The organism is Arthrobacter sp. TJ-170 (assembly GCF_058269305.1).
Map to the genome: position 1 here is coordinate 377,224 of NZ_JBZCNL010000002.1, position 24,772 is coordinate 401,995.

A 24,772-nucleotide genomic window follows, 5' to 3' on the forward strand; every position below is an offset into this window, starting at 1 on the left:
GCTTAGAGGTCGGCCCGGCCCTCGAAAGACGACGATGCGAGCGCATGCTCCCGCTTCGGGATCCTTCCGGCCTGCGCGGCCAGACGTCCGGCGATGACCGCGTGCCGGAACGCGGTGGCCATCGCCACCGGATCCTGCGCGCGGGTAACCGCCGTGGCAAGGAGAACAGCGTCGCATCCCAGCTCCATGGCAAGCGTCGCATCGGAGGCTGTCCCGATCCCTGCGTCCAACACGATGGGAACGCCCGCTCTCGCAACAATGAGTTCGATGTTGTGCGGATTAAGGATGCCCAGTCCCGTGCCGATAGGAGCACCCAGCGGCATGACGACGGCGGCACCCAGTTGCTCGAGTCTGAGGGCCAGTACGGGGTCGTCGTTGGTATAGGCGAAAACGGTGAATCCTCGGGCCACCAGTGCTTCCGTTGCCTCCACGAGTTCGACGGCGTCGGGCAGCAGTGTCTGCTCGTCGGCGATGACCTCAAGTTTGACCCAGTTGGTCTCGAGCGCCTCGCGGCCCAGCTCAGCAGTCAGGACAGCCTCGCGCGCAGTGAAGCAGCCGGCGGTATTGGGCAGGATCCGCATGCTCTGCGCGTTCAGGAGCTGAAAGAGCGACGCTCCGGATTGGGGGGTGTAGCGCCGCATCGCGACGGTGGTCAGTTCAGTTCCCGAGGCGGCCAGCGCATCCCCGAGTCCCTCGATGCTGGGGGCTCCCCCGGTTCCCATGATCAGCCGGGACGTCAGCGGGACACCATCGATCATCAATGGGTCGGCGTGCAAGGTTGTGCTCGATTGCATGTCATCCTCCCTGTACAGCGGTGACGAGTTCGACGTCGTCGCCTTCGGTCAATGGCCGCCCTGCCCATTGGCTGCGTGGGACCACTGCCGCATTGACTGCGACGGCCACTCCCAGCCGTGACCCGTCCAGCGGTTGCCCGGTCGGAGCCAGTTCCCTTCCGGTGAGCTCGGCGACCAGGTGCAGCAGGTCCCCGGCGGCGGTGGCTGATTGAGTCCCGTTCACGGTAATAATTGTTTGACTCATGCTTGTCCTCCTTTGAATCGGTCGGGCCTGTAGCGGTCAAGGCCTGGTGGGGACGGCTTGCCCTCCAGCAGATCCACGCATATGGCCGCCGTTGCGGGCGTCAGGAGCACGCCATGGCGGAAGAAACCGGTGGCTATGATGAGCCCGTCAACACCGGCAACACCGCCGAGCAGGGGCGCGTTGTCGGGTGTCCCGGGGCGGGCACGGCACAGGATTTCCTCCAGTTCCAGCTCTGCAACGGCCGGAATGAGCTGCTGAGCGTCGCGCAGCAGCTGGTACACGCCTCCCGCGGACACCGCGCTGCTGCCGTCCTCGCGCATCGTTGCGCCAAGCACCACGGTTCCGTCCTCGCGCGGCACAATATAGACCGCATGGCCGCGCACCAGCCCACGGACGGTATGGGTGAGCAGCGGCTGGAGCGCAACGGGCACCCGCAAGCGAAGGATGTCACCGTAGACAGGCCGCAGTGGAAGCTCACACGGCAGCCCCTCAAAGTCTGCCGCGGCCAGGCCGTTCGCAACGATAGTGTGGCGTGCTGTCAGGAAGCTGCCGTCGTCGAGGGCCACGCCGGTTACGCGGTTGCCGACCCGCTCGACGCCGGAAGCCGCTTCCAGTATGAGCCGCCCGCGTGCCGATACGGCTGCTAGCAAGGATGCGGCGAGCTTCCGGGGATCCACCTGATGGTCCTCGGGCGCATGGAAAGCCGCCGTCGCTGCCGGTCCAATCATGGGTTCCGACCGGCGCGCCTCCCGCAGGGAAACCTGTTCGACCGACAGGGAATGGAGGTTTTGAACCGCCTGCAGATCCGCTAGCGCCCGGCGGTCAGCCCCGTCAAACGCCAGAACCATGGTGCCGGTCTTGCGGTAACCGGGATCGATGCCTGTCCAGGCAAGGGACGAGAGGAACTCCTGGTACTTGGATGCGGAGTTGAGCGTGAGCTGGAGCAGGTGCTCCTCGCGGTAGTGCAGTTCACTGGCGGGCGCGATCATGCCGGCTGCCGCGTGGGTTGCTCCTGCCGCGGGCTCCGGGTCCACCACCGTGACCGAGTGGCCCCTGCGGATCGCTTCCCAGGCAATCCCGAGCCCGATAATCCCTCCGCCGACGACGGCGACATCAACGTCAGTTCCCATCAGGAGTCCTTCCCTACGCCGGCATGATCCGGATCAGGTTTGTTGTTCTCACAACGCGGTCGGCGCCGAACGCCCTCTCAGCCAATGGAACATCGGGTCTATTCCCGAGCGCGGCATGGCTCCCGCAGTACCCCCTTATTGTAGAGGGTATGCATCTCAGCACCGCCCGCCTTTACCTGTGCACGGATTCGCGTCAGCAGCAGCGAGACTTCGGTGACTTCGTCAACGCCGCCTTTGCCGGTGGCGTGGACATCATCCAGTTGAGGGACAAGTCCCTGGAAGCGGCGCAGGAACTCGAACTGCTTCAGGTGCTGCGCGCTTCGGCCGTTTCACACGGGAAGCTGTGGTCCGTCAACGATCGCGCGGACGTCGCCGCCATCAGCGGTGCACCCGTGTTGCATGTGGGGCAGCGGGACCTTCCGCCGGCGCTCGCGCGGCCGTTCCTCCGGGACGGCGGCGTTCTTGGCCTGTCGACACACTCTCCTGAGCAGGTGGCGGGCGCTGCCTCGAACGACGACGTCGGGTACTTCTGTACCGGGCCGATCTGGGCCACACCCACCAAGCCGGGTAGGGCTGCGGTCGGGCTGGAGCTCGTCAGCGAGGCAGCCCGGCTGGAAGCAGACCACCTGCAGAAGGGTCAGGCGTTGAAGCCCTGGTTTGCCATCGGAGGCATAGACCTGCAGAACGTGGACGAGGTAGTCGAGGCCGGCGCCGGGCGCGTCGTCGTCGTCCGCGCCATCACCGAGGCCGAGGACCCGCAGGAAGCAGCAGCGCAGATCCGCGCGCAGCTCCCCGACTAGCGGAAGCGCGGAGGTATCAGGCCGTCAGGCTGTTAATCCAAGCGAGCTCATCCGCCGCGAATGGTTACGGGTGAGCTGGGCGAACAACTGAGCAGTCTCGCGTTCCCGGTCAGCCGTTGGTCCCTCGAACAGCAGGCCGCCGAGGAACTCACGCTCAATACCGACGCGTTGCGCCTGCGTCAGGGCCTCCCCCACCAGACGGCGGCCCCACAGTGCGAGCCGGGAAGCGAGCCGCGGGTCATCGGAAAGCGCGGACTTCAACCGCGACTGCAGCAGCCCGCCCTGCTCGGCAGTCGACTGGATGCGCGCGATGATGTCGCGGGTGTCCTCGTCGAGATGTTCGGCGAGCGCAGTGTAAAAGTCGCCGGAAATCGCGTCGATGACGTAGGCCTTCATCAGTGACTCGTACCAGTCGGCCGGACGGGTTCGTTCGTGGAAAGAGTCGATCGACGCCTGGAACGGGCTCATCGCATCTTCGACATCAACGCCGAGCGCGGCAAGGTGTGCGCTGACCAGCTCAAAATGCTCGAATTCCGTCACCGCCAGGCGACCGAGCGTTGCCCGGTCCCGCAGCGTCGGCGAGAACCGAGCGTCTGAAGACAGGCGCTCGAAAGCGGACAGCTCACCGTAGGCCATGACGCCGAACAGGTCGACGACGAACGTGTTCAGCGGCCCCGTGCCGGCGGCAGGCCCTTTCGCCGAGGGTGCTGGCGAGTGGGTTGCCGGGGATTGCGGGTGCAAGGCAGTCATGAGACAAGGTTACCCGCGTGCAAGTTTGCGGAGGCGGTTAGTCACAGCTGTGTACTACGGTTGGCACTGTGCCGTATTCGCATCTGGATCTGAGCAACCGGGACTCCCAGGTTCAGCTCACTGCCGCGTTGGAGAATCTGCGCCAGGAGCTGGAACTGCGTGCCGAGTTCCCGCCTGAGGTGTTGGCCGAGGCACATTCGGCGGTCCAAACCCACATCCTGCCGGACCGTGACCTCACCAGCCTGGGCTTCATCACCGTTGATCCTCCCGGATCGACGGACCTGGATCAGGCTTTCCACCTGGAGCGCGACGGGTCCGGCTACCGGGTCTGGTACGCGATCGCCGACGTTCCCGCTTTCGTGACGCCCGGCGGTGCGATCGACGCCGAAGCCCGGCTGCGCGGCCAGACCATGTACGCACCGGACGGCCGGATCTCACTCCACCCCGAAGTGATCGCGGAAGACGCAGCCAGCCTGTTGCCGGGCCGGGAACGGTCGGCTTTTGTCTGGACATTCGATCTGGACGAGGACGCGCGGGTTGGGTCCGTCGTCGTCGAACGGGCAGTAGTGAAGAGCCGCGCCCAGCTCACCTACGAGCAGGTGCAGGAGGACATCGACACCGGCGGCGCAGCCGAGAACCTGACACTGTTGAAGGAGATCGGCACCAAGAGGATCGCACTGGAGAAGGAGCGCGGCGGGGCGAGCCTGAACCTGCCGGAGCAGGAGATAGCACACGACGGCGAGCGCTACTTCATCGTCACCCGTCCGCCTCTCGCGGCCGAGGACTGGAACGCCCAGCTTTCGCTGATGACCGGTATGGCAGCCGCAGAGATCATGCTCGAGGGCGGCGTTGGGATCCTCCGCACCATGCCGGCTCCAGACGAAACCTCGCTCGCCCGCTTCCGTCACCAGGCCCGGGCGCTCGGCCGCTCCTGGCCGCATAACGTCCCGTACGGGGAGTTCCTGCGCAGCCTGGACACGACGGACCCCCGCCAGCTCTCGCTCATGCATGCGGCGGCCTCGCTGTTCCGTGGCGCCGGCTACACCGCCTTCGACGGTTCAGTGCCGGACGCCGTGGAACAGGCCGCTATTGCAGCTCCCTATGCACATGCCACCGCGCCGCTGAGGCGCCTGGTCGACAGGTTCGTCCTGGTGACCTGTGAAGCGCTGTGTGCCGGCATGGAGGTTCCCGGATGGGTTCGCGCTGCGCTTCCCGACCTGAACTCGCTCATGTCCTCGTCCAACCAGCTTGCCTCCCGGCTGGAAAGCGGAGCGATTGCCGCCGTGGAGGCCGCGCTCCTGAGCAACCGGGTCGGCGAGGAGTTTGACGCCGTCGTCATCACGGGGTCCAAGCCCGCCCCGGACCAATCCGTGACCACCAACCCTTCTGGGCCTGTTGGTCCGTCCGGCGCCGCCGGCCCTATCCTTGCCGCCGGCCGCCACGGGCCCGCCGACCCCGCTGAGCCTTCCGGTCCGGGTGGGCGGCCGGCTCCCGTTCCGGCCACCAATGGCCGGAACGGCGGTAACGGCCGCAACGGGAACGGCATCCCGCACGGCGTCATCCAGGTCGCCGAGCCAGCCGTTGAAGCACGGTGCGACGGCGTCATGACAGCCGGCGACGAAGTCCGCGTCCGGTTGGTGACAGCGGACATCGCCCGGCGTGAGCTGCGCTTCGAACTGATCAAAAGCAAGCGGCAAGCGGCGTCGTCGTCGGAAAGTGAAAGCGCGGCGGGGTAGACTTGGACGTGTAGTAATGGATGCCCGGTCGTTCTTATGAACTTTTGTCGTTCTTATTGAACTTTTGTTCCAGTTCTCCGAACGTGGTGGTAGCGGTTCAATGAACACACACGCAGCCCCCAGCAATCGACCCGCAATACCTACGCGATCTTGAGTTTTTCCAGCTCGAGGCGGAAAGTTCCGCTCCCGAGCCGCAGTTGATAGCCCGCGATCGGCTTCCACTGGACGCCCTGCTTCGTCCTGCTCCGAGCGGACCTCCCGGTCCGGCGTTGAGCCCGGCGGCGGCAGTGCCTAATCGAAACGGTAGTAAGAGTGACCATAGACAACCACCACCTCCACGCGGACAACAGCGACGACGAGATCTTCGTAGAAGAAACCCTTGTCACCACTGAAGAACCGCACCAGGAAGCACCGGAAACCTTCGCTGACTTCAACGTCCGCGCCGACATCGTCGAGTCCCTTGCGGACGCCGGAATTGTGCATCCCTTCCCCATCCAGGCCATGACGCTTTCCATCGCGCTCGGCGGCCATGACATCATCGGCCAGGCCAAGACGGGAACCGGTAAGACGCTGGGCTTCGGCGTGCCCGCGCTGCAGCGTGTGGTCGGACCGTCGGATGAGGGCTACGACAAGCTGCCCGCACCGGGTGCTCCGCAGGCGCTCGTCGTCGTTCCAACGCGGGAGCTCGCCGTCCAGGTCGCGGATGACCTGACGAAAGCTTCAAAGAAGCGTAATGCGCGCATCGTCACCATTTACGGCGGTCGTGCCTATGAGCCGCAGATCGAGGCGCTCAAGCGCGGAACCGAAGTCGTCGTCGGCACGCCGGGCCGCCTGATCGACCTCTACCGGCAGAAGATCCTGTCGCTGAAGAACGTCCGCATCGTGGTGCTGGACGAGGCTGACGAGATGCTTGACCTCGGGTTCCTGCCCGACGTCGAGACCCTCATGGCCGCAACTCCTTCGGTTCGCCAGACGCTCCTGTTCTCGGCCACCATGCCTGGCCCCGTCGTGGCCATGGCCCGCCGCTACATGTCCCACCCGACGCACATCCGCGCAGCGGACCCCGAGGACGACGGCGCCACCAAGAAGGACATTCGCCAGGTCATCTACCGCGCACACAACCTTGACAAGGACGAAGTGGTGGCGCGCATCCTCCAGTCGCGCGGACGCGGACGGACCATCATCTTCACCAAAACCAAGCGCACGGCCGCCAAGTTGTCGGAAGAGCTGATTGACCGTGGTTTCGCGGCCGGCGCCATCCACGGTGACCTCGGGCAGGGAGCACGTGAGCAGGCGCTCCGGGCTTTCCGCGGTGACAAGATTGACGTTCTGGTGGCAACGGAAGTTGCGGCCCGCGGCATCGACGTCGAAGACATCACCCATGTCATCAACTTCCAGTGCCCCGAGGATGAGAAGGCGTACCTGCACCGCGTGGGCCGTACCGGCCGCGCGGGCAAGAAAGGCACCGCGGTTACGTTCGTGGACTGGGACGACCTCCCCCGCTGGGGCCTCATCAACAAGGCACTCGGGCTCGACCAGGCCGAGCCGGTCGAAACCTACTCGTCCTCGCCCCACCTCTACACGGACCTCGACATCCCCGAAGGCACCAAGGGCCGGTTGCCCCGCGCGCAGCGTACCCTCGCGGGAATCGGCGCCGAGAAAATCGAGGACCTCGGCGAAACCGGCAAGAAGAACCGCACCGGCGACCGCCCCCGATCCGGCGGAGGCGGCGACCGGCAGGGCTCCGAGGGGAAGTCGGGCGGCCGTCGTCGTACCGGTGGATCCGCGTCGTCCGGTGAGGATCGCGGCGCTGCGGACAGCGGCACCAAGCGCACCGAGCGGGCTGAACCGGCCAGGCGTAACCGGTCACGTACCCGTCGCCGTAACGGCGAAGTAGTTTCCAAGCCCGCTGCAGACAACTAGCAAACGCGTGGAAGATTTTCCGGTCCATCCGGCCTGGCGGCCGGATGGACCCAATCTTGTGGTGCATGCCGAGAATCTGGAGTACCTGGCCGGGCTACCGAATAACGCCTTCACCGTGATCTACGTGGACCCTCCGTTCAATACGGGACGCGCACAGCGCCGGCAGCAGACCTCAATGGTTCGCAGCGCGCCCGGTGCCGGAGACCGCGTCGGGTTCAAGGGGCTCAGTTACTCCACGGTCAAGGGCATGCTGTCGAGCTACGACGATGCGTTCGAGGACTACTGGGAGTTCCTAGCCCCGCGCCTTGCGGAGGCGTGGCGGCTGCTGGCGGAGGACGGAACGCTGTACGTGCACCTCGATTACCGGGAAGTACACTACGCGAAGGTGATGCTCGATGCCCTGTTTGGGCGTGAGTGCTTCCTCAACGAGATCATCTGGGCATATGACTACGGTGCCCGCGCCCGGCGCCGGTGGCCCGCCAAACACGACAACATCCTTGTTTACGTGAAGGACCCGGCGGGATACCACTTCAACAGCGCCGAGGTGGACCGCGAGCCGTACATGGCTCCCGGCCTCGTCACGCCGGAGAAGGCCGCCCTCGGCAAACTTCCGACTGACGTATGGTGGCACACCATCGTCTCGCCGACGGGCAAGGAAAAGACGGGATATCCCACGCAGAAACCCGAGGGTCTGGTACGCCGTGCAGTGGCCGCGAGCAGCAGGCCGGGCGACTGGGTGCTGGACTTCTTCGCCGGCTCCGGAACTCTCGGGGCTGTCGCCGGAAAACTGGAGCGGCGTTTCGTCTGCGTTGACAGCAATCCGCAGTCCATCGACGTCATGTCCAGGCGCCTCGCGCCATGGCTGGGACGGTCCGCCGAATCCACGCCCGGCGACAAGGAATCCGCCCGGGTCGATCCTCCCGCCGCTACCGGATGACGCTGCTCCCGGTGGCCAGCTCCTCGAGCCTGGCGAGTATCTCGGGCCTGGTGAGGTTCTCCCCCAGCCGGTTCGGCTTTCCAGTTCCGTGGTAATCGCTGGACCCGGTGACAAGCAGGTCATTCCGGGCAGCGATCCGCTCCAGCTCCGCCCGTCCCTCCGGTGGGTTGTCACGGTGTTCGATCTCCAGTCCGAGCAGACCGGCGTCAATCATCTCCTCCGTCACGTCGCTGTCCACGATCCGGCCGCGTGAAGACGCCACCGGGTGGGCAAACACCGGGATGCCTCCTGCTTCCCGGACCAGCGCGACGGCGTCCGCCGGGTGCGGTGCGTAGTGCCCCACCCAGTATGGCGATCGGACGCTGAGTATGCTGGCGAATGCTTCACTGCGCGTGCCGACAAGCTTCAGTGCCACGAGTGTGTCTGCAATGTGCGGGCGCCCAATGGTGGCGCCTTCGGCAACATGCTCAAGCACGTGGGCCCAGGAGATCGGGTAGTCCGCGGACAGCTTCTCGACCATGCGCTCGGCCCGGGTTAGCCGGGCGTCGCGGGACCGTTCGATCTCGGCCAGCAGGCCCGGGTGGGCGGGGTCGTGCAGGTAGGACAGCACATGAACGCTGATGCCCTTATCGGTTCGGCATGACACCTCCATACCGGGAACCAGCACCAGGCCCAGGTTTTTGGCTTCCTCTCCCGCCTCTGCCCATCCAGCCGTCGAGTCATGGTCCGTAAGTGCAACGACGTCCAGTTCGGCCGCGGCAGCGGCTCGCATGACATCCGCGGGGCCTTCCGTGCCGTCTGACACGGTGGAGTGGGTGTGCAGGTCAATTCTCACCAAACAACTGTACGCCCGTCCCTGCTGGATGCCGCAGCAGGGACGCACTGAAGTGTTTGGCTCACTCCACGGGCCGGTGAGACGATGGTCGGGTGAGTACAGCAGAGAACAGCCCATCGGCAGGAACCATAAATCCGACCGGACCCGGCAATGACGCCACCCCGGTGACACCGGAAGACCAGCCACTTTCCAGCCGCAACGAGAACCGGTCCCAACGGCCCGACTCGGACGCCTTCAGAACGTTCATGAGCTCGAACTGGGCCGCGAAAAACACCGAGCTTCCCGCGGAGGCAGAGGTTGCACCCTATGCAGCGCAGCGCCGCCTGAAGATTTCCCTGCAGTTCCCGGGTGAACGCCTGGTCATTCCTGCCGGTCCGCTGAAAGTACGCTCGAACGACACCGACTACCGCTTCCGCCCCCATTCCGGCTTCGCCCACCTCACCGGGCTTGGTCTGGATCACGAACCCGACGCGGTGCTGGTGATGGAACCCACAGAAGAAGGCAAGGGCGACGACGGCGGCAACCACCACGCCACCCTGTACTTCCGTGAGCTGGCCGGAAGGGACAGCGCCGAGTTCTACGCGAACGCCCGCTACGGCGAATTCTGGATCGGTTCGCGGCTGTCCCGCGCCGAGGTCCGAGCGCTGCTGTCGCTCGAGACCGCTGACCTCGCCGACCTCGAAACGGCGATCACCAAGGACGCTGGTGCCGTCGAGATCGGCGGACTCCGGATCCGTCTGCTGCGCGAAGTTGATATGAACGCCGACGCCCTCGTGGACACCTCCCGCATCAACACCGGCGTGGACCTTGAAGCCTCCGATGAGCTGGATGCGAAGCTTGCAGAAGCCCTGTCCGAACTCCGCCTGATCAAGGATGAGTGGGAGATCGAGCAGATGCGCAAGGCGGTTGAGGCCACGGTGAACGGCTTCCACGAGGTCGTCAAGGAACTGCCCCGGGCCATCTCCCATCCTCGCGGCGAGCGGGTCATCGAAGGAGCTTTCTTCGCACGCGCCCGGGAAGAGGGCAATGACCTCGGTTACGACACCATCGCCGCCTCCGGCAACAACGCCACCATTCTCCACTGGATCCGCAATAACGGATCGGTCGACGCTTCAGACCTGCTGCTGCTTGATGCGGGAGTGGAAGCGGACAGCCTCTACACAGCTGACATCACCCGCACCCTGCCCGTGGGCGGAAAATACTCCGAAATCCAGCGCAAGGTTTATCAAGCTGTCCTTGAGGCAGCCGACGCCGGTTTCGCGGCCGCGAAGGTAGGTGCGAAGTTCCGCGACGTGCACGCTGCCGCCGTAGCCGTCCTCGCCGAGCGTCTGGACGAGTGGGGCTTCCTGCCGGTACCGCTGGCAGAGGCGCTCTCCCCCGAGGGGCAGCATCACCGTCGCTGGATGCCGCACGGCACCAGCCACCACCTCGGCATGGACGTGCACGACTGCGCCCAGGCCAAGCGCGAGCTCTATCTGGACGGTGTCCTCACGGAGGGTATGGTCTTCACCATCGAGCCCGGCCTCTACTTCAAAGAAGAGGACCTCGCCGTTCCCGAGGAGTATCGCGGCATAGGAGTCCGAATCGAGGACGACATCCTGATCACGGCCGATGGGCCGGTCAACCTCAGTTCGGCGCTCCCCCGTGATCCCGATGACGTCGAGGCCTGGATGGCCGGCATCTACAGTCCCACCGGCGAATAGGCACAGGGACCGCACTCGCAAGGCGGGTCGATTGAACGCGCGGGCGGTTGAGCGCGAAGAAGGCGGACAGCCATACGGCTGTCCGCCTTCTTCGCGCTCATGAGCCCGGCAGTGTTGCGGGACCGCTTACTCCTTGCGGGATTCCTCGTTGTGTCCGGCTGACTCGGGCGAGTCCTTGACGGGCTGGGGTTCGACGCGAACCCCGTACTGCGGCCGGCCGTCGGGAAGATCGGGGAACTGGCCCCGGGTGGAACGGCGGGTAGCGGCTCGCTGTTCCTCGTCCCCCTCCGGGGAGTCAGAGTCATCCAGCCGGCTTGACCCTTGGGGGCGCGGCTGCTCGGCCGGCGGCTGTCCCCACCCTTCAGGACGCTGAGGGACCTGATTCTGCTCCTGCGGCTGATTCTGTTGCGGCGGCGCACCCCATGGCTGCGTCGGCGCACCGCCGTTCTCCTGCGGGCGCGAGTTCATCGGAAGTTGCTGCAGCATCCTCCGGGCTTCACCCGCAGCGGCGGGATCCACAATGACGTCGTAGCTGGTGGCCACCACCTGGCTGGTAGAGGTAAAGTCCCGCTTCCCCCGTTGGAACGCATAGGCTATTACGCCGAACAAAACCCAGAACACCGCACCGAGCGCCATGGAGGACAGAATCGGCAGGTACGTTGAGTCGCCGCCGAAGAGCGTCAGGATGAAGCCAACGAAGAGTCCGAACCACGCACCGGTTGCTGCACTGGCAAGCGCAACCCTCGGATAGCTGAGCCGGCCGGTCACCCGCTCCACAGTCTTGAGATCATTCCCGATGATCGAAACCTGCTGCACGGGGAATTTGCTGTCCGCGAGGTAATCCACCGCTTTCTGAGCATCGAGGTATGAGCTGTACCGCCCAATGGTCTCGCCCTTAGGGAGAGTACGGCCCTCATCACGTGAGGCGGTTCGTCCAAGAACGTTTGACATACTTTCATTCTCGCCTACATGCGCTGCGCTGGGGCGCCGTATCGCTCGGGGTGAACTTCGGGCACACCCTCGCGTGCCTTCAGAGATGAGGCGGTGCTCCTCGCAAGCTGTGCGTGCTGTCACGCAATACGGCTGTAGTACCGCAACGGCAGTAGCCTAGGCATGTGAGCAGCAACCCAACGCGCGTATTTGTGGCACGTCTCTTGGGCCTGGACGTTTTCGACCCGCTCGGCGACCGTCTCGGGCGCCTTCGTGACGCCGTCGTGCTGGACCGCGGTCCCACGGTTGTCCCACAGGTGGTGGGTCTTGTGGTCGAAGTTCCGGGCAAGAAGCGGGTATTCGTTCCCATGACCCGCGTGACCTCGATCGACGCCGGGCAGATCATCTGCACGGGGCTCGTCAACCTGCGCCGTTTTGACCAGCGCGGGGCCGAGCGGCTCGTCGTTGCCGAGATTTTCGACCGCAGGATCACGCTCCGTGACGGGAGCGGCGAGGCGACGATCGAAGACGTCGCCATGGAGAAGGATCGCTCCGGCGACTGGCATGTCTCCCAGATTTTCGTCCGTCGCGGCGCCCCCCAGTCACGCCTTCGCGGCCTGCGTCGCGGGGAACGGCTCATCATCGACTGGCTCGACGCGTACCACGGAGACGCGGACGAGCCGCAGGCGGCGACCTCGTTTGTCGCCCAGCATGACGACCTGAAAGCCGCAGACTTCGCAGACGCGCTCCACGAGATGAGCGACAAGCGCAGGATCGAGGTGGCCAGTGAGCTTCAGGACCAGCGCCTTGCCGACATCCTCCAGGAACTGCCCGACGACGACCAGGTTCAGATTCTGTCTTCGCTGGACCGCGAGCGGGCAGCCGACGTGCTCGAGGAGATGGATCCCGACGACGCCGCCGACCTCCTCAATGAATTGCCGGAAGAGCAGAAGGAAGAACTGCTCCAGCTCATGGAACCGGGCGACGCGAAAGATGTCCGCCGCTTGCTGCAGTATGAAGAGGACACCGCCGGATCGCTCATGACCCCGGTTCCGGTCATCCTGCCTCCCGAGGCGACGGTCGCTGAAGCACTGGCCCATGTGCGCCGCGAAGAGCTGACACCGGCATTGGCGTCCTCCATTTTTGTCTGCAGGCCGCCGCTGGAGACTCCGACGGGGCGCTACCTCGGCGTGGTGCACATCCAGCAGCTGCTGCGCTTCCCGCCTCCGGAACAATTAGGCAATATCGTGGACACCGATCTGGAGCCGGTCAGCGACCAGGCGAACATCAGCGAAGTGTCCCGGATTCTTGCCACCTACAACCTGAACTCACTGCCGATCGTTAACGGGGATGGCCGATTGGTGGGGGCGGTGACCGTTGACGACGTTCTGGATCACCTGCTCCCGGAAGACTGGCGTGCCCAAGACGTCACGCCCCATACAACCCGGGGAGGCATAAATGGTTGAAAGAACCAGAACTGTAACCACCAGTGGTCTGGATACGCCACGGGAAAGCCGCGCGCGTTGGCTGCCAAGACTGCGCCCCAACCCGGACGCGTTCGGCAGCGCCACCGAGAACTTCGCGCGCTTCATGGGCACGCCCCAGTTCCTCTTCTACATGACAGTGTTCGTTGCTGTATGGCTGGCATGGAACAGCTGGGCACCGGAAGAGTGGAGGTTCGACAGCGCGGCGATTGGATTTACGCTGCTTACACTCATGCTGTCCCTGCAGGCTTCCTACGCCGCCCCGCTTCTGCTGCTGGCCCAGAACCGGCAGGATGACCGCGACCGTGTCTCGCTTCAGGAGGACCGGCAGCGCGCTGAACGGAACCTGTCAGACACCGAATACCTCACACGGGAGATTGCGGAACTGCGCATCGCACTCCGCGAGGTCACCACACGCGACTTCGTCCGGTCCGAGCTGCGGTCCGTCATGGAGGAGCTGCTCGAGTCTGCGGACGGGCAGGAAACACAACCCCAGCGCAAGTCCAAGCGCAGGGTATCGGACGCAACGGTTTCGCTGCCTCAGGTAGCGCCTGGGCGCAAGGACCGATAGTGACGCTTGAATCCTCGGTCCGCACCGCGCTCGGGAAGGTTATCGATCCAGAGCTTAGGCGGCCCATCACCGAGCTGGGCATGGTGGAGAGTGTTCTCGTGGACGACGACGGCTCCGTCGTCGTTAGCGTGCTGCTCACCATCGCAGGGTGTCCGCTCCGCGACACCATCACCAGAGACGTAGAGGCGGCCGTCCGTGACCTGCCAAGGGTAAGCGGGGTCGCAGTGAACCTGGGTGTCATGACCCAGGAACAGCGCGACGCTCTGAAGGAGCGGTTGCGCGGCCCGGGTGCCAAGCGGGGAATACCCTTCAATGAGCCGGGTTCCCTGACACGGGTCCTCGCCGTCGCGAGCGGCAAGGGCGGAGTAGGCAAATCAAGCGTCACCGTGAACCTCGCGGCGGCGATGGCCGCGCAGGGGCTGCGGGTGGGAATCGTCGATGCCGACGTCTACGGATTCTCCGTCCCGGCGTTGATGGGAATCAACCAGTCGCCCACCCGGGTCGACGAGATGATCCTGCCTCCGGTGGCTCACGGGGTCAAGGCGATCTCGATCGGTATGTTCGTGGCAGGCAACCAGGCAATCGCCTGGCGCGGCCCCATGCTGCACCGTGCGCTGGAGCAGTTCCTGCAGGATGTGTATTTCGGGGATCTGGACGTGCTCTTTCTGGACCTGCCGCCCGGGACGGGCGACATCGCTATCTCTGTGGCACAGCTGCTGCCCGGCGCCGAACTGCTCATTGTCACCACCCCTCAGGCTGCAGCGGCGGACGTCGCCGAACGCGCCGGTTCCATGGCAGTGCAGACCGGACAGAAAGTTGCCGGAGTCATCGAGAACATGTCGTGGCTCGAACTTCCCTCCGGGGAGCGAATGGAGGTTTTCGGCAGCGGCGGCGGCGCCGAACTCGCGCGGCGGCTCACGGCGACTGTCGGTTACGACGTCGGGCTGCTCGGCAGCATTCCGCTGGAACCGGCGTTGAGGGAAGGCGGGGACAGCGGGCAGCCCGTAGTCCTGGAGACAGGCTTCCGCGCCGCTGAGGAGCTTCGGCAGATTGCCTCCGCGCTCGCCCGCCGGCCCCGGGGGCTGGGCGACAAACTGCTGAGGGTCACACCGAAGCTGGCCTGACTAATCACTCGGTCATTCAGTGACAGCCGGCTCCGGCCGTGAACCTGTCAGGTTGCTTCGACGTCGAATGGAGCGGACTGGCCGGCGCCCAGCCTCGATGTGGTGCCGGGCGTAGGGACGCGTGTTGCACCGCCGGGCGGATGTGCTGCACTGCCCGGCGCGGAGTTAGCCTGTGCACCCAGCGACCGGGGTTCCGGTCGGGAACCATTTTCGCTGACCGGTTTGATGGCGTCTTCAATGTCATCAAGGAGCGCCTCCTTGATGATGCGGCGCGGATCATATTGGCGGGGATCAAGCTTGCGCCAGTCGACGTCGTCGAACTCGGATCCAACCTCTTCGCGGAGCTGCTCGCGTGCTCCTGTGGCCATACGGCGCAAGCCCTTGACCAGCTGCGCAAGCTGGGACGCATATTCGGGCAGGCGTTCGGGACCAAGGACGATCACAGCAATGAGCGCCAACAGGAGGAACTCGTATCCATTGATTCCAAACACTCTCGAAGCCTACCTGCCGGACAAGACCGAATCTATTTACGTCAGGGCGCCGGCTGCGCCAGCTTTGCGAGGCCCCGGAGAATGCGGCTCACTGGGTCGTCCGGCGCGTCCGGGCGCGAGTGGTCAAGCTGCGAGTGTTCGTTGAACATGAGCTGGCTGACGGCGCGGGGCATGTCGGCGACGGGCAGGGTGGAGACCACCGTGTACGTGGCGGAACCGGAATCGATCACCAGCTGCCAGGCCCGTCCGGGATGGAGCCATACAGTCTGTTCAGTGCCCCCGATCTCCTCGAACCCGTCTTCCTGCACGGTGTTGCCGGTCGCAGCGTTGATGGGAGCAGGCTGCAGTTCAGTCCCGCCGTCGCGCTGTTCGTAGATGGTCAGCGAGTGGCTGCCGTCGTAGAGATCCAGCTGCAGGGTGGGCCGACCGTCGATGGTGAGCGCTTCAGCCCGTTCAAGCTGGAAGCCGAGCGCCTCCAGTTCCGGACAGAACCAGCCGTCGTTGCGTAGTTGTTCGATCTGGGCGGAACTCAGTTTGGTGGGTGTGCCCGCCGCCACGGTCTGGAAACTCTCCGCTACCGTCACGGCACTGGCTCCCGCGACCGCGTCATTGGAGTCAGCTTCGGACCCGAGCGCATAAGCGGCTGTCAGAGTGGCAATCGCCGCAACTGACAGCCCGCTGGCGACGGCCATAACGGTACGGTTCCTGTGAGCAAACGACTTCCGGGCATGTTCCCCATCGACACCATAGTGGACGCTTCCAGCCGCATCAGCCGGTCCATCCGGCTTGTCCGGTCCTGCCGCAGACCTGCGCAGTATGCGCTCGCACAAATCCTCCGCCGGGCCGGGAGTCGAGGAATTCTGCAGCCGGTGACGGATGGATTGTTCCTGCGCCACAACTTCCTGGCACCGGGCGCAACGGAGCAGGTGCTGCTCGACCGCGCGCTGTCGCGCGGGGCTGAGTTGACCAGCCACGTAGTCGATCAGAAAACGGGTGGGATGGCGCATGTATCTAGCGGGCACCCGCAATCCGAGGCAAGCTCAGGCGGGACGGAACGGGGGTGGTCTGTCGGGGATCACGGTGGGCCAGTTTCTCACGGAGGATGGTTCGGCCGCGGTGAATCCGCGAGCGGACGGTGCCGAGCTTCACACCGAGCGCCAGGGCCACCTCGTCGTACGGCAGTCCCTCAAGATCACACAGAACAACGGCAGCGCGGAAGTCAGGCGGCAGTTCCTCCAGTGCGGCCTGTACGTCGAGGTCAAGGTTATTGAACTCGAAACTGCGCTCGGGGCTCGGATGGGTGCTGGGCAACCTGCTCTCGGCATCTTCAGCCAGGCCATCGAAGCGGATGCGGTTTTTCCGGCGCGCCTGGTCCAGGAAGAGGTTGGTGGTGATCCGGTGCAGCCACCCGTCGAGTGTTCCGGGCTTGAAGTTGGCGAGGGACCGGAACACACGAACAAACACTTCCTGTGTGAGGTCCTCAGCGTCGTATTTGTTACCTGTCAGCCGATAAGCAAGCCGGTAAACCTTCGGCGAGTGGTCCCTGACCACTTCCTCCCACGACGGCGGTGCCCAGTCAGCTACCTCCTGATCGTGCTCTCCGGTGGCGGCGCTCCCTGTGGGCGTCACCGTGTGCGAAGTAGACATCGACCTTCTCCTCTCGCCCTCGAATGAACATGTCCGATGCAATCCGTGAACTGCTGGAAACGGACGCATTAGCTATTCGGGGCTCCGCCTCTGTTGGATGCCTTATGTTGGATAACTTGTGTTGCGTGTGCTGCACTTCCATGGTGCCGGACCTTGCTGTGAGCTCGCTGAAAAACTGGGGGGAAACAACCGGGCAAAAGCGCCGTAATACAGGGACGCGTCCGCATCCGCAGTAGGCTGAGGGAGGCGACGCCCGGCAACCCGGCCGGAACCGCCCAACCCTATTGAGCTCTGGACAGAACGGAACATCATGAGCGCGCAGAAGCAGGCTAACTGGTCCTATACGGAAGGTCTGCCTGTTGAAGATGATGTTCTGCTCCGGGCGCGCGACCGGTCCCATGAGCTCGGAGTCGCGCCCGTCAGCACCGGCATCGCCGCAGCACTGACCGTTCTCGCTGCGGCGTCGAAGGCCATGACCGTGGTGGAAGTCGGCGCCGGCGCAGGGGTTTCCGGCGTTTGCCTGCTGCGAGGAATGGGCCCGAATTCCGTACTGACAACGATCGACTCTGATGTGGACCACCTCCGGGCTGCCCGGGAGGCGTACGCAGAGGCGGGAATCCCGGCCAACCGCACCCGCACCATTTCCGGGCGTGCAGCGGACGTACTCCCCCGCCTGACTGACGCTGCGTACGACCTGGTTTTTCTCGATGCCGACAAGACCAACCTGGCGCTGTACGCGGATCAGGCTGTACGTCTCCTGAAGCGCGGAGGACTGCTCCTCATCAACGACGCGCTCGACGGCGGTAAGGTACCCGATCCCGCGGTGCGCGAGGCGTCAACCAACACCCTGCGGCAGGTGGGCAAGACTCTGCGTGCAAATGATCTGCTGGTCAGCACGCTGATGCCTGCGGGGAACGGCCTACTGATGGCCGTAAAAATGCCCGGCTAACCCGGGCACCTGCTCTAGTCCGTTACGGTGAGCAGGCAGTCTTTGAGCTTGCCCGCTTCTTCAGCATTCAGTTCGACCACCAGACGCCCGCCGCCGTCGATCGGTACCCGCATGATGAGGCTGCGTCCCTCTTTGGTGACCTCCATAGGTCCATCACCGGTACGGGGTTTCATCGCAGCCATCTAAGTAGTTTCCTTCCACGGTGCGCGGCCGGAACTGGGCCGCGATCAACATTGCACGGCGGTTTTCCCCCGTATGCTCGTCCTCCCCTATTATCCCGTAGAAGTGCGCGGCTAGCTAATCGCCGGTGCGGCGCCCATCACACCATCACGGTGAATAGTCCCCTCCACTAAACAGTGGAACCCACGCCCACAACCAGCTGACCCACACAATCTGGAGGCATGCACAACTTGCGAGTGCAAGCCACCGGTAGGCCCTCGACGGCGAAAGAAGCACGGCGGCGAGAAGGAGGGGAAAGAGTGGAAGCAGGATTCGGAACGTGCTCGTCTGCGGGTTCCAGACGGCCGCCAGGTAGAGCAGGTAGGAAGCAGACCACAGTTGCAGCGGTAGCCCGAGCGTGCGGCCCGCCGGTGAAAGCAACAGCCCTGCGAAGGCAGCGATTATTACCACCAGCGCCAACGGGCCAATCACCGGGCCGAGCAGACCCAACGCAGTACTCATCCAGGGCAGAAACAACGTCAGCTCCGATCCGCGCCAGGCCGTCTCGGTCTGCACGTAGGCATCCGGCACGCCGGTGACAACCCATGCGATGACCGGCCACGCGAGGGCTGTCACGCCTGCGATTCCAACCAGCAGCGCCAGCCTCCACAGTCCGCGCGTGGAGGAGTCGCCGCCGTCGGCAGCAGTGCCCCTGCCGGACAGTTCCAGCAGCAGGAGCAACCCAAGCATCGCCGCAAATGGCACGCCGGCAGGCCTGGCAGAGCACATCAGCACAACTACAGGAATGGCAGACAGGTAACGCCTGGTCATCACCAGATACAGCGCGAGCGCCAGCAGCATCAGGTGGAGCGATTCAGCGTAGGGGATCTGCAGGATCGGCGAGACCGGCAGGAACGCGACCCAAGCCACCGCCCAGAGGGCATCACGGTGGGGAGAGCGCAGCAGGAAGACGCGGTAGATGATGAGCGCGGCCACAAATCCGTACACCGTCGCAAGCAGGAGGGCGCCCGGGTTCCATCCGGTGCCGGTAAGGGTTGAGAAAAGGCGCACGCTGGCAGGGAAGAGTGGATAGAACGCCCACTGGTTCTCAAGCACTGTTCCATCGTCGCCACGGGGCAGCTCGGTGGGGTAACCGTCATCGTGGATCCGGGCGTACCAGCCGCTGTCCCAGAAGTTGACGAATTCCTCGTAGCCCGGAGAACCCTGAGCCCAGGGACTGGGCATCTGCCGGTGGGCAACCGCCATTAGAACGATGGCGGAGTACAACCTCGCTGCGCCATAGACCAGGACCACCTGCACCCACCAGGGCAGCGTCGCCAGCCATTCACGCAGGGAACGCGCCCTTGCGGCGAAGGACAACCCGGGGAGTCTCAGCGACTCACGCAGTCTCAACGACATCGGCAGACTCATCGACACTGGCGGACCTGTCAACATCCTCCCGCACCCAACAGGACGCGAGATGATCATTCACGTACCCGGTCGCCTGTTGCATGGCGTAGGCAGTTGTCGGCCCCACGAAGCGAAAGCCGTGGGACCGCAGCTCCTTCGCCAGCGCCACTGATTCCGGCACGACCGCGGGGACGTCCTCAAGGGACAATGGTGGGGCTTTTGAAAGCGGCCGGTGCGCCTCAAGGATTCCCGACAGTGTTGTTCCTTCAGGCAGCGCGAGCAGCGCGCGTGCGTTCGCGATGGTCGCGCGAATCTTCGCCCGATTCCGCACGATGCCTCCGTCACCGAGCAAGCGCGCGACGTCGTCGTCGTCGAAAGCAGCAACGGCATGCGGATCAAACCCGGCGAAGGCTGTCCTGAAGTTTTCCCGCTTGCGGAGGATGGTGATCCAGCTCAGTCCGGACTGGAAAGCCTCGAGACTGATCCTTTCGAAGAGGGCAGCCTCCCCCGCGATGGGACGGCCCCATTCACTGTCGTGGTAGGCCTCGTATTCCGTGCTCGACACCGCCCAACCACACCTCAGACGGCCGTCGCTGCCGGGAAGCGCGCTCATCGGGCGTCCTGATTCCGGTCCCGCAACGCTTCGATGAGCTCGTCACGTTCGGCGAGCGCCGCGGCCAGCCGGTCCAGGACCTCATCCACCTGGTCCATGCGATACCCGCGCAACCCAAGCGAGAATCGAATCCGGCCCACATCGGAGGCACTCGGGTACTCCGGCAGCAGGACAGGCGGCAGCGTGGGAGTCGGTTCAACCAGTCCGGGGACAACCTCCGGATCTCGCCGTGGGCTCCGATTCCCACCCTGCCAGCCGCGCCCGACCGCGAAAAAGACAGTGGCGCCGACGGCCACGATCGCAATCAGTACCAGGAAAATCGTCATGGTTTAGGGTCCGGTGTGCCTGGCGGTGTCAGCAAGGACCGCGCGCACGGCGTCAGCCGGGTCATCGACCAGATGCACCAGGGACAGATCCTTCTCCGAGATCATCCCGTTCGAGAGCAGTGTGTCGCGCACCCAGTTCCAGAGCGGACCCCAGAACTCGGAACCGATCAGCACAATCGGGAAGGACGTGACCTTCTGGGTCTGTACGAGCGTCATCGCCTCGAACAGCTCGTCCAGGGTTCCGAACCCGCCGGGTAACACAATGAAGCCCTGAGCGTACTTGACGAACATCGTCTTCCGGGCGAAGAAGTACCGAAAGTTGACGCCGAGGTCCACCCACTCGTTCATGCCCTGCTCGAACGGGAGCTCGATACCAAGGCCCACCGAAACGCCGCCCGCCTCACAGGCCCCCTTGTTCGCTGCTTCCATGGCTCCGGGTCCCCCACCGGTTATCACGGCGTAACCGGCCTCGACGAGGAGCCGTCCCACTTCCTCCCCGACCGCGTAATACGGGGAGTCGCGCGGAGTGCGCGCGGAGCCGAAGACGCTGATTGCCCGGCCCAGCTCCGAGAGAGTGCCGAAGCCCTCCACAAACTCGCTCTGAATCCGTAGCACGCGCCACGGATCGGTCTTCGTGAAGGGGGTCTCCTCCACAGAATCAAGCAGGTACCGATCAGACTGCACGGCCTGTGCCTGGTCCCGGCGGAGCTCCACCTGTCCACGGCGCCGCGCGGGGGCCGTCGAATTACCGTCCTGCTGATGATCATTGCCGTTGTGGGGACTCATACCCCCAAGGCTAACTGCCGCGAGCGCCCTCCCGCTTTGGTTGCTCTTGAATCACGATTTCCACTTTCCGCAAGCCGATGTATCACCGGTGAGGAATTCTTGGCTACATTTCTACTTATGACTCGTGACACACAGTCGAGCACGTCCACGTCCAATCCGTCAGCACAGCCTCTCGTCTCTCTCAAGAACGTCAACAAGCACTTTGGGGATCTCCATGTGCTCAAGGACATCGACCTTGAGATTTCGCGCGGCGAGGTAGTAGTGGTGATCGGTCCCTCCGGCTCCGGCAAGTCCACACTCTGCCGGGCCATCAACCGCCTCGAGACGATCGACAGCGGGGAAATCCGCATCGACGGGAAGGAACTGCCGGCGGAAGGCAAGGCGCTGGCGAAACTGCGCGCCGACGTCGGCATGGTCTTTCAGTCGTTCAACCTGTTCGCTCACAAGTCGATCCTAGAGAACGTGACACTCGGCCCAGTGAAGGTCAAGGGGATGAAGACCGGCGCGGCGAAAGAGCTGGCCATGTCGCTGTTGAAGCGCGTGGGAGTGGACAACCAGGCGCAGAAGCTTCCCGCGCAGCTCTCCGGAGGACAGCAGCAGCGCGTTGCCATTGCACGGGCGCTGGCGATGCAGCCGAAGGTGATGCTCTTCGATGAGCCCACCTCCGCCCTGGACCCGGAAATGATCAACGAAGTTCTCGACGCCATGGTCTCCCTGGCGAAGGAGGGAATGACGATGATCGTCGTCACCCACGAAATGGGTTTCGCCCGCAAAGCTGCTGACCGCGTGATCTTCATGGCGGACGGCCAGATCGTCGAGGAGGCCAAGCCCGAAGATTTCTTCACCAATCCGCAGAGCGATCGCGCCAAGGACTTCCTCGGCAAGATCCTTGCCCACTAACTACCGACGAATTCCAACCAGGAAATAACGCGAGGAGAAATCATGCGAACAACACGATACGGCGCACTGGCCATGGCGGCGGCTGCCGCACTGACCCTGTCTGCCTGCGGTGGTGGCGGCGGCGGCGAAACCGCGGGCGGCGGTGAAACCGCGGGCGGCGGTGAAGCTGCTGCCGAGTCCGTGCGGATCGGCATCAAGTTCGACCAGCCGGGTCTCGGCTTCGACGAGGGTGGATCCTACTCCGGCTTCGATGTAGACGTCGCCAAGTACGTGGCGGGCGAGCTGGGTTACAGCGAAGACCAGATCGAATGGGTGGAGGCCCCTTCGGCGAACCGCGAGAACCTGCTGTCCAACGAGCAGGTGGACATGATCTTTGCCACCTACTCGATCACTGACACCCGCAAGGAAACCGTGGACTTTGCCGGCCCATACTTCATTGCCGGCCAGGACCTGCTGGTTCCGGTGGACAGCGATATCGCCGGCCCCGAGGACCTGAACGGAAAGAACCTCTGCTCCGTCACGGGTTCCACCTCCGCACAGCGCGTGAAGGACGAATTCGCCGAAGACGTCAACCTGATCGAGCAGCCGGGTTACGCGGAGTGCGTCAGCCTGATGGGCGGCGGCCAGATCGATGCCGTCACCACCGATGACATCATCCTCGCCGGCCTCGCTGCACAGGAGACCAACCAGGGCCAGTTCAAGGTTGTGGGCAACCCGTTCTCCGAGGAGCGCTACGGTGTTGGCCTCACCAAGGGCGGCGAGCTGTGCTCCGACATCAACGCCGCCATCGAGAAGATGATTGAGGCAGGCGCATGGGAAGAAGCCCTTTCGAACAACCTTGAGGGCGTCGACTATGAGCCGAACTCGGAGCTGAACCCGCCGACGCCGGACGACTGCGCCTAACACTCCATGAATCTGTGTGGGGGCCGCCTGGCGGCCCCCACACAGATGTTTGACGTACAACAAGAAAGGTTGCCGTGGACGGTTTCCTGTCGCTCTTTGAGCAGTACGACGTCGCAGGAGCCTTCTGGATAAATATCCAGTTGACGTTCTGGGCCGCTATCTGGTCGTTCCTACTGGGAACCCTCTTGGCTCTGTTCAGGATCTCGCCCATCGCAAGCCTGCAGTGGTTCGGCGCCATTTACGTCAACATCTTCCGCAACACGCCGCTGACAATCATCATCGCCTTCGGTGTACTCGCCCTGTTTGGCCAGCTCTTTGTCAGCCTCTCCTCGGATTTCGACCTGAATTTCTTCCGGCTGGCGATTCTCGGCCTGAGTCTTTACCACGCCGCCTTCGTATGCGAAGCGATCAGAAGCGGAGTGAATACTGTTCCACTGGGACAGGCCGAGGCAGCCCGCGCTATCGGCCTGTCCTTCCTTCCGGCCGCCCGGCTCGTCATTTTTCCGCAGGCTTTCCGCGGAGCCATCGCACCGCTGGGCAACGTGCTGATCGCGCTCACCAAGAACTCCACTGTTGCTGCTGCCGGTTCAGTCGCCGAGTCAGCCGGGTTGATGAAAACCATGATCGAATTCCGTTCCGACATGGTGATTCCGATCTTCTTCACCTTCGCGATGGGCTTCGTGATTATCGTTATCCCGATCGGCCTGCTCACAACGTGGGCGTCCAAGAAACTGGCGGTGGCACGATGAGCGCACAGCAGGTACTTTTCGATGCTCCCGGCCCCAAGGCCAAGCGCAACATCCTGATCGGCAACATTGCCGGTGTTCTGTTCGTCGTCGGGCTACTGGCGTGGCTTCTCATCACCCTTGCTGAGCGCGGCCAGCTGGAACCGGCCAAGTGGACACCTTTCCTCGAGGTCAGAACGTGGCAGTTCTTCCTGCTCCCCGGCCTTTGGGATACGCTCCGGGCAGCCGGCGTTGCAATCGTCACCTCGGTGGCCCTCGGACTCATCCTGGGCATCGGGCGGCTCTCGCATTTCCTGCCCATCCGCTGGCTCGCCGGCGTCATCGTGGAGTTCTTTCGAGCGGTACCGGTCCTGCTGATGATGATCTTTCTCTGGCTCGCTATCGGCGCGGCAGGCGTCATGCGTCCTCAGGACATCCCCTTCATGGCTGTGGTTATCGCATTGACTCTCTACAACGGTTCCGTGATCGCTGAACTTGTGCGCTCCGGCGTTGAGGGCCTTCCCAAGGGGCAGCGGGAAGCTGCGGTGGCGATCGGCATGACGCGTGGGCAATCGCTGAGGAGCGTTGAGGTGCCCCAGGCGCTTACAGCCATGCTGCCCGCGCTTGTCAGCCAATTCGTAGTGATCCTGAAAGACTCCGCGCTCGGTTACATCATCACCTACACCGAACTGCTGCAGAATGCGCGTCGGCTGGGCGTTGGCGAAGGAAACCTGCTTCAGGCTCTCCTTATCGCCGCGGTCATTTTCATTATCATCAACTTCGCGCTGTCCTCACTGGCGAACCGTTTGTCGAAGCTGCTCAGCTTCCGTACCGCCGGGAAAGCAAAGAGGGAGAAGGACCAGAAGGTACTGCTCCCCGACGCGACCAACGCAGGCTAGAAA

Annotated in this window: 27 protein-coding genes and 1 pseudogene; 13 read left to right on the forward strand and 15 right to left on the reverse strand. The window is 64.0% G+C overall.

Features of this window, described 5'->3' with window-relative positions; all coding sequences use genetic code 11:
- Nucleotides 1–2: 2 nt before the first annotated feature.
- The 3 genes from AC4D1W_RS05685 to thiO are packed head-to-tail and all read right to left on the reverse strand — an operon-like array spanning nt 3 to nt 2,168.
- Nucleotides 3–794 (reverse strand): thiazole synthase, encoded by a 792-nt coding sequence (locus AC4D1W_RS05685; RefSeq protein ID WP_490889454.1) that lies wholly within the window; start codon nt 792–794, stop codon nt 3–5.
- A gap of 1 nt (nt 795) precedes the next feature.
- Nucleotides 796–1,038, reverse strand: a complete 243-nt coding sequence (thiS, locus tag AC4D1W_RS05690; protein WP_490898099.1) for a sulfur carrier protein ThiS — start codon at nt 1,036–1,038, stop codon at nt 796–798.
- Complete coding sequence (gene thiO, locus AC4D1W_RS05695) at nt 1,035–2,168, reverse strand: glycine oxidase ThiO (protein WP_490898100.1); 1,134 nt, start codon at nt 2,166–2,168, stop codon at nt 1,035–1,037. The genes thiS and thiO overlap by 4 nt, the downstream gene beginning before the upstream one ends.
- 149 nt (nt 2,169–2,317) lie before the next feature.
- Between thiO and thiE the strand changes: the two genes are divergently transcribed.
- Complete coding sequence (gene thiE, locus AC4D1W_RS05700; protein WP_490898101.1) at nt 2,318–2,968, forward strand: thiamine phosphate synthase; 651 nt, start codon at nt 2,318–2,320, stop codon at nt 2,966–2,968.
- Between the two features lie 24 nt (nt 2,969–2,992).
- Here the strand turns inward: thiE and AC4D1W_RS05705 are convergent, their stop codons facing one another.
- The gene (locus tag AC4D1W_RS05705; protein WP_490898102.1) at nt 2,993–3,718 is read right to left on the reverse strand and encodes a ferritin-like fold-containing protein; all 726 of its coding nucleotides are present in this window, start codon (nt 3,716–3,718) and stop codon (nt 2,993–2,995) included.
- 68 nt (nt 3,719–3,786) lie between these two features.
- On the opposite strand from AC4D1W_RS05705, the gene AC4D1W_RS05710 reads away from it, so the two are divergent.
- From AC4D1W_RS05710 to AC4D1W_RS05720, 3 genes are all read left to right on the forward strand, one after another.
- A complete protein-coding gene (locus tag AC4D1W_RS05710; protein ID WP_490898103.1) occupies nt 3,787–5,454 on the forward strand; it encodes an RNB domain-containing ribonuclease in 1,668 nt (555 codons plus the stop codon).
- A 312-nt stretch (nt 5,455–5,766) separates the two neighbouring features.
- The gene (locus tag AC4D1W_RS05715) at nt 5,767–7,377 is read left to right on the forward strand and encodes a DEAD/DEAH box helicase (RefSeq protein ID WP_490889466.1); all 1,611 of its coding nucleotides are present in this window, start codon (nt 5,767–5,769) and stop codon (nt 7,375–7,377) included.
- 7 nt (nt 7,378–7,384) lie between these two features.
- Complete coding sequence (locus tag AC4D1W_RS05720; RefSeq protein ID WP_490898104.1) at nt 7,385–8,314, forward strand: DNA-methyltransferase; 930 nt, start codon at nt 7,385–7,387, stop codon at nt 8,312–8,314.
- On the opposite strand, the gene AC4D1W_RS05725 is transcribed toward AC4D1W_RS05720, so the two are convergent.
- Nucleotides 8,304–9,149 carry a PHP domain-containing protein gene (locus AC4D1W_RS05725; RefSeq protein ID WP_490898105.1) on the reverse strand — a complete coding sequence of 282 codons (846 nt, stop codon included), beginning with the start codon at nt 9,147–9,149 and terminating at the stop codon, nt 8,304–8,306. The genes AC4D1W_RS05720 and AC4D1W_RS05725 overlap by 11 nt on opposite strands.
- 92 nt (nt 9,150–9,241) lie before the next feature.
- Between AC4D1W_RS05725 and AC4D1W_RS05730 the strand changes: the two genes are divergently transcribed.
- On the forward strand, nt 9,242–10,852 hold the full coding sequence (locus AC4D1W_RS05730; protein WP_490889472.1) for an aminopeptidase P family protein: 1,611 nt from the start codon (nt 9,242–9,244) through the stop codon (nt 10,850–10,852).
- Nucleotides 10,853–10,978: 126 nt separating this feature from the next.
- On the opposite strand, the gene AC4D1W_RS05735 is transcribed toward AC4D1W_RS05730, so the two are convergent.
- Entirely contained in the window at nt 10,979–11,803 is an 825-nt protein-coding gene (locus AC4D1W_RS05735) for a YflT domain-containing protein (protein WP_490889474.1), read from the reverse strand.
- A 164-nt stretch (nt 11,804–11,967) separates the two neighbouring features.
- Here AC4D1W_RS05735 and AC4D1W_RS05740 point away from each other — a divergent pair, with 164 nt between their 5' ends.
- From AC4D1W_RS05740 to AC4D1W_RS05750, 3 genes are read left to right on the forward strand one after another with little or no spacing between them, the layout of a single operon-like run.
- Complete coding sequence (locus AC4D1W_RS05740) at nt 11,968–13,248, forward strand: magnesium transporter MgtE N-terminal domain-containing protein (RefSeq protein ID WP_490889476.1); 1,281 nt, start codon at nt 11,968–11,970, stop codon at nt 13,246–13,248.
- Entirely contained in the window at nt 13,241–13,837 is a 597-nt protein-coding gene (locus tag AC4D1W_RS05745; protein WP_490889477.1) for a DUF1003 domain-containing protein, read from the forward strand. The genes AC4D1W_RS05740 and AC4D1W_RS05745 overlap by 8 nt, the downstream gene beginning before the upstream one ends.
- Complete coding sequence (locus AC4D1W_RS05750; RefSeq protein WP_490898106.1) at nt 13,837–14,961, forward strand: Mrp/NBP35 family ATP-binding protein; 1,125 nt, start codon at nt 13,837–13,839, stop codon at nt 14,959–14,961. Before AC4D1W_RS05745 ends, AC4D1W_RS05750 begins: the two co-directional genes overlap by 1 nt.
- Before the next feature lie 47 nt (nt 14,962–15,008).
- On the opposite strand, the gene AC4D1W_RS05755 is transcribed toward AC4D1W_RS05750, so the two are convergent.
- The 4 genes and pseudogenes from AC4D1W_RS05755 to sigE form a co-directional block, all read right to left on the reverse strand.
- Entirely contained in the window at nt 15,009–15,452 is a 444-nt protein-coding gene (locus AC4D1W_RS05755; protein ID WP_490889480.1) for a twin-arginine translocase TatA/TatE family subunit, read from the reverse strand.
- A 41-nt stretch (nt 15,453–15,493) separates the two neighbouring features.
- On the reverse strand, nt 15,494–16,144 hold the full coding sequence (locus AC4D1W_RS05760) for a hypothetical protein (protein WP_490890441.1): 651 nt from the start codon (nt 16,142–16,144) through the stop codon (nt 15,494–15,496).
- A 222-nt stretch (nt 16,145–16,366) separates the two neighbouring features.
- Nucleotides 16,367–16,459, reverse strand: a pseudogene (locus AC4D1W_RS05765) (zf-HC2 domain-containing protein); the annotation flags it as partial.
- Between the two features lie 4 nt (nt 16,460–16,463).
- Nucleotides 16,464–17,099, reverse strand: a complete 636-nt coding sequence (sigE, locus tag AC4D1W_RS05770) for an RNA polymerase sigma factor SigE (RefSeq protein WP_490889481.1) — start codon at nt 17,097–17,099, stop codon at nt 16,464–16,466.
- 310 nt (nt 17,100–17,409) lie between these two features.
- Here sigE and AC4D1W_RS05775 point away from each other — a divergent pair, with 310 nt between their 5' ends.
- Nucleotides 17,410–18,048, forward strand: a complete 639-nt coding sequence (locus tag AC4D1W_RS05775; protein ID WP_490889483.1) for an O-methyltransferase — start codon at nt 17,410–17,412, stop codon at nt 18,046–18,048.
- Between the two features lie 14 nt (nt 18,049–18,062).
- Here the strand turns inward: AC4D1W_RS05775 and AC4D1W_RS05780 are convergent, their stop codons facing one another.
- The 5 genes from AC4D1W_RS05780 to AC4D1W_RS05800 form a co-directional block, all read right to left on the reverse strand.
- Nucleotides 18,063–18,230 carry a DUF3117 domain-containing protein gene (locus AC4D1W_RS05780; RefSeq protein ID WP_084033880.1) on the reverse strand — a complete coding sequence of 56 codons (168 nt, stop codon included), beginning with the start codon at nt 18,228–18,230 and terminating at the stop codon, nt 18,063–18,065.
- 145 nt (nt 18,231–18,375) lie between these two features.
- Nucleotides 18,376–19,626 (reverse strand): hypothetical protein, encoded by a 1,251-nt coding sequence (locus tag AC4D1W_RS05785; protein ID WP_490898107.1) that lies wholly within the window; start codon nt 19,624–19,626, stop codon nt 18,376–18,378.
- Nucleotides 19,607–20,230, reverse strand: coding sequence for a DNA-3-methyladenine glycosylase I (locus tag AC4D1W_RS05790; protein ID WP_490898108.1), 624 nt, complete (start codon nt 20,228–20,230; stop codon nt 19,607–19,609). Before AC4D1W_RS05790 ends, AC4D1W_RS05785 begins: the two co-directional genes overlap by 20 nt.
- A complete protein-coding gene (locus tag AC4D1W_RS05795) occupies nt 20,227–20,556 on the reverse strand; it encodes a DivIVA domain-containing protein (RefSeq protein ID WP_490898109.1) in 330 nt (109 codons plus the stop codon). The genes AC4D1W_RS05790 and AC4D1W_RS05795 overlap by 4 nt, the downstream gene beginning before the upstream one ends.
- 3 nt (nt 20,557–20,559) lie before the next feature.
- Nucleotides 20,560–21,342 carry an LOG family protein gene (locus AC4D1W_RS05800; RefSeq protein ID WP_490889490.1) on the reverse strand — a complete coding sequence of 261 codons (783 nt, stop codon included), beginning with the start codon at nt 21,340–21,342 and terminating at the stop codon, nt 20,560–20,562.
- Between the two features lie 117 nt (nt 21,343–21,459).
- On the opposite strand from AC4D1W_RS05800, the gene AC4D1W_RS05805 reads away from it, so the two are divergent.
- The 4 genes from AC4D1W_RS05805 to AC4D1W_RS05820 all read left to right on the forward strand — a co-directional run bounded on the left by AC4D1W_RS05805 (nt 21,460) and on the right by AC4D1W_RS05820 (nt 24,769).
- Entirely contained in the window at nt 21,460–22,242 is a 783-nt protein-coding gene (locus tag AC4D1W_RS05805; protein WP_490889491.1) for an amino acid ABC transporter ATP-binding protein, read from the forward strand.
- A gap of 42 nt (nt 22,243–22,284) precedes the next feature.
- Nucleotides 22,285–23,145, forward strand: a complete 861-nt coding sequence (locus AC4D1W_RS05810; RefSeq protein WP_490898110.1) for a glutamate ABC transporter substrate-binding protein — start codon at nt 22,285–22,287, stop codon at nt 23,143–23,145.
- Nucleotides 23,146–23,219: 74 nt separating this feature from the next.
- A complete protein-coding gene (locus tag AC4D1W_RS05815) occupies nt 23,220–23,894 on the forward strand; it encodes an amino acid ABC transporter permease (protein WP_490898111.1) in 675 nt (224 codons plus the stop codon).
- Nucleotides 23,891–24,769, forward strand: a complete 879-nt coding sequence (locus AC4D1W_RS05820; protein ID WP_490889496.1) for an amino acid ABC transporter permease — start codon at nt 23,891–23,893, stop codon at nt 24,767–24,769. Before AC4D1W_RS05815 ends, AC4D1W_RS05820 begins: the two co-directional genes overlap by 4 nt.
- Nucleotides 24,770–24,772 lie beyond the last annotated feature (3 nt).

Bases quoted from the DNA above. Each gene is read 5' to 3' on its own strand.
- AC4D1W_RS05790 (WP_490898108.1), bottom strand. From the start codon at position 20,230: ATGAGCGCGCTTCCCGGCAGCGACGGCCGTCTGAGGTGTGGTTGGGCG.
- thiE (WP_490898101.1), top strand. From the start codon at position 2,318: ATGCATCTCAGCACCGCCCGCCTTTACCTGTGCACGGATTCGCGTCAG.
- AC4D1W_RS05805 (WP_490889491.1), top strand. From the start codon at position 21,460: ATGACTCGTGACACACAGTCGAGCACGTCCACGTCCAATCCGTCAGCA.
- AC4D1W_RS05810 (WP_490898110.1), top strand. From the start codon at position 22,285: ATGCGAACAACACGATACGGCGCACTGGCCATGGCGGCGGCTGCCGCA.
- AC4D1W_RS05685 (WP_490889454.1), bottom strand. From the start codon at position 794: ATGCAATCGAGCACAACCTTGCACGCCGACCCATTGATGATCGATGGT.
- AC4D1W_RS05760 (WP_490890441.1), bottom strand. From the start codon at position 16,144: ATGGCCGTCGCCAGCGGGCTGTCAGTTGCGGCGATTGCCACTCTGACA.
- AC4D1W_RS05820 (WP_490889496.1), top strand. From the start codon at position 23,891: ATGAGCGCACAGCAGGTACTTTTCGATGCTCCCGGCCCCAAGGCCAAG.
- AC4D1W_RS05780 (WP_084033880.1), bottom strand. From the start codon at position 18,230: ATGGCTGCGATGAAACCCCGTACCGGTGATGGACCTATGGAGGTCACC.
- thiO (WP_490898100.1), bottom strand. From the start codon at position 2,168: ATGGGAACTGACGTTGATGTCGCCGTCGTCGGCGGAGGGATTATCGGG.
- AC4D1W_RS05785 (WP_490898107.1), bottom strand. From the start codon at position 19,626: ATGTCGTTGAGACTGCGTGAGTCGCTGAGACTCCCCGGGTTGTCCTTC.
- thiS (WP_490898099.1), bottom strand. From the start codon at position 1,038: ATGAGTCAAACAATTATTACCGTGAACGGGACTCAATCAGCCACCGCC.
- AC4D1W_RS05735 (WP_490889474.1), bottom strand. From the start codon at position 11,803: ATGTCAAACGTTCTTGGACGAACCGCCTCACGTGATGAGGGCCGTACT.
- AC4D1W_RS05775 (WP_490889483.1), top strand. From the start codon at position 17,410: ATGAGCGCGCAGAAGCAGGCTAACTGGTCCTATACGGAAGGTCTGCCT.
- AC4D1W_RS05800 (WP_490889490.1), bottom strand. From the start codon at position 21,342: ATGAGTCCCCACAACGGCAATGATCATCAGCAGGACGGTAATTCGACG.
- sigE (WP_490889481.1), bottom strand. From the start codon at position 17,099: ATGTCTACTTCGCACACGGTGACGCCCACAGGGAGCGCCGCCACCGGA.
- AC4D1W_RS05745 (WP_490889477.1), top strand. From the start codon at position 13,241: ATGGTTGAAAGAACCAGAACTGTAACCACCAGTGGTCTGGATACGCCA.
- AC4D1W_RS05795 (WP_490898109.1), bottom strand. From the start codon at position 20,556: ATGACGATTTTCCTGGTACTGATTGCGATCGTGGCCGTCGGCGCCACT.
- AC4D1W_RS05705 (WP_490898102.1), bottom strand. From the start codon at position 3,718: ATGACTGCCTTGCACCCGCAATCCCCGGCAACCCACTCGCCAGCACCC.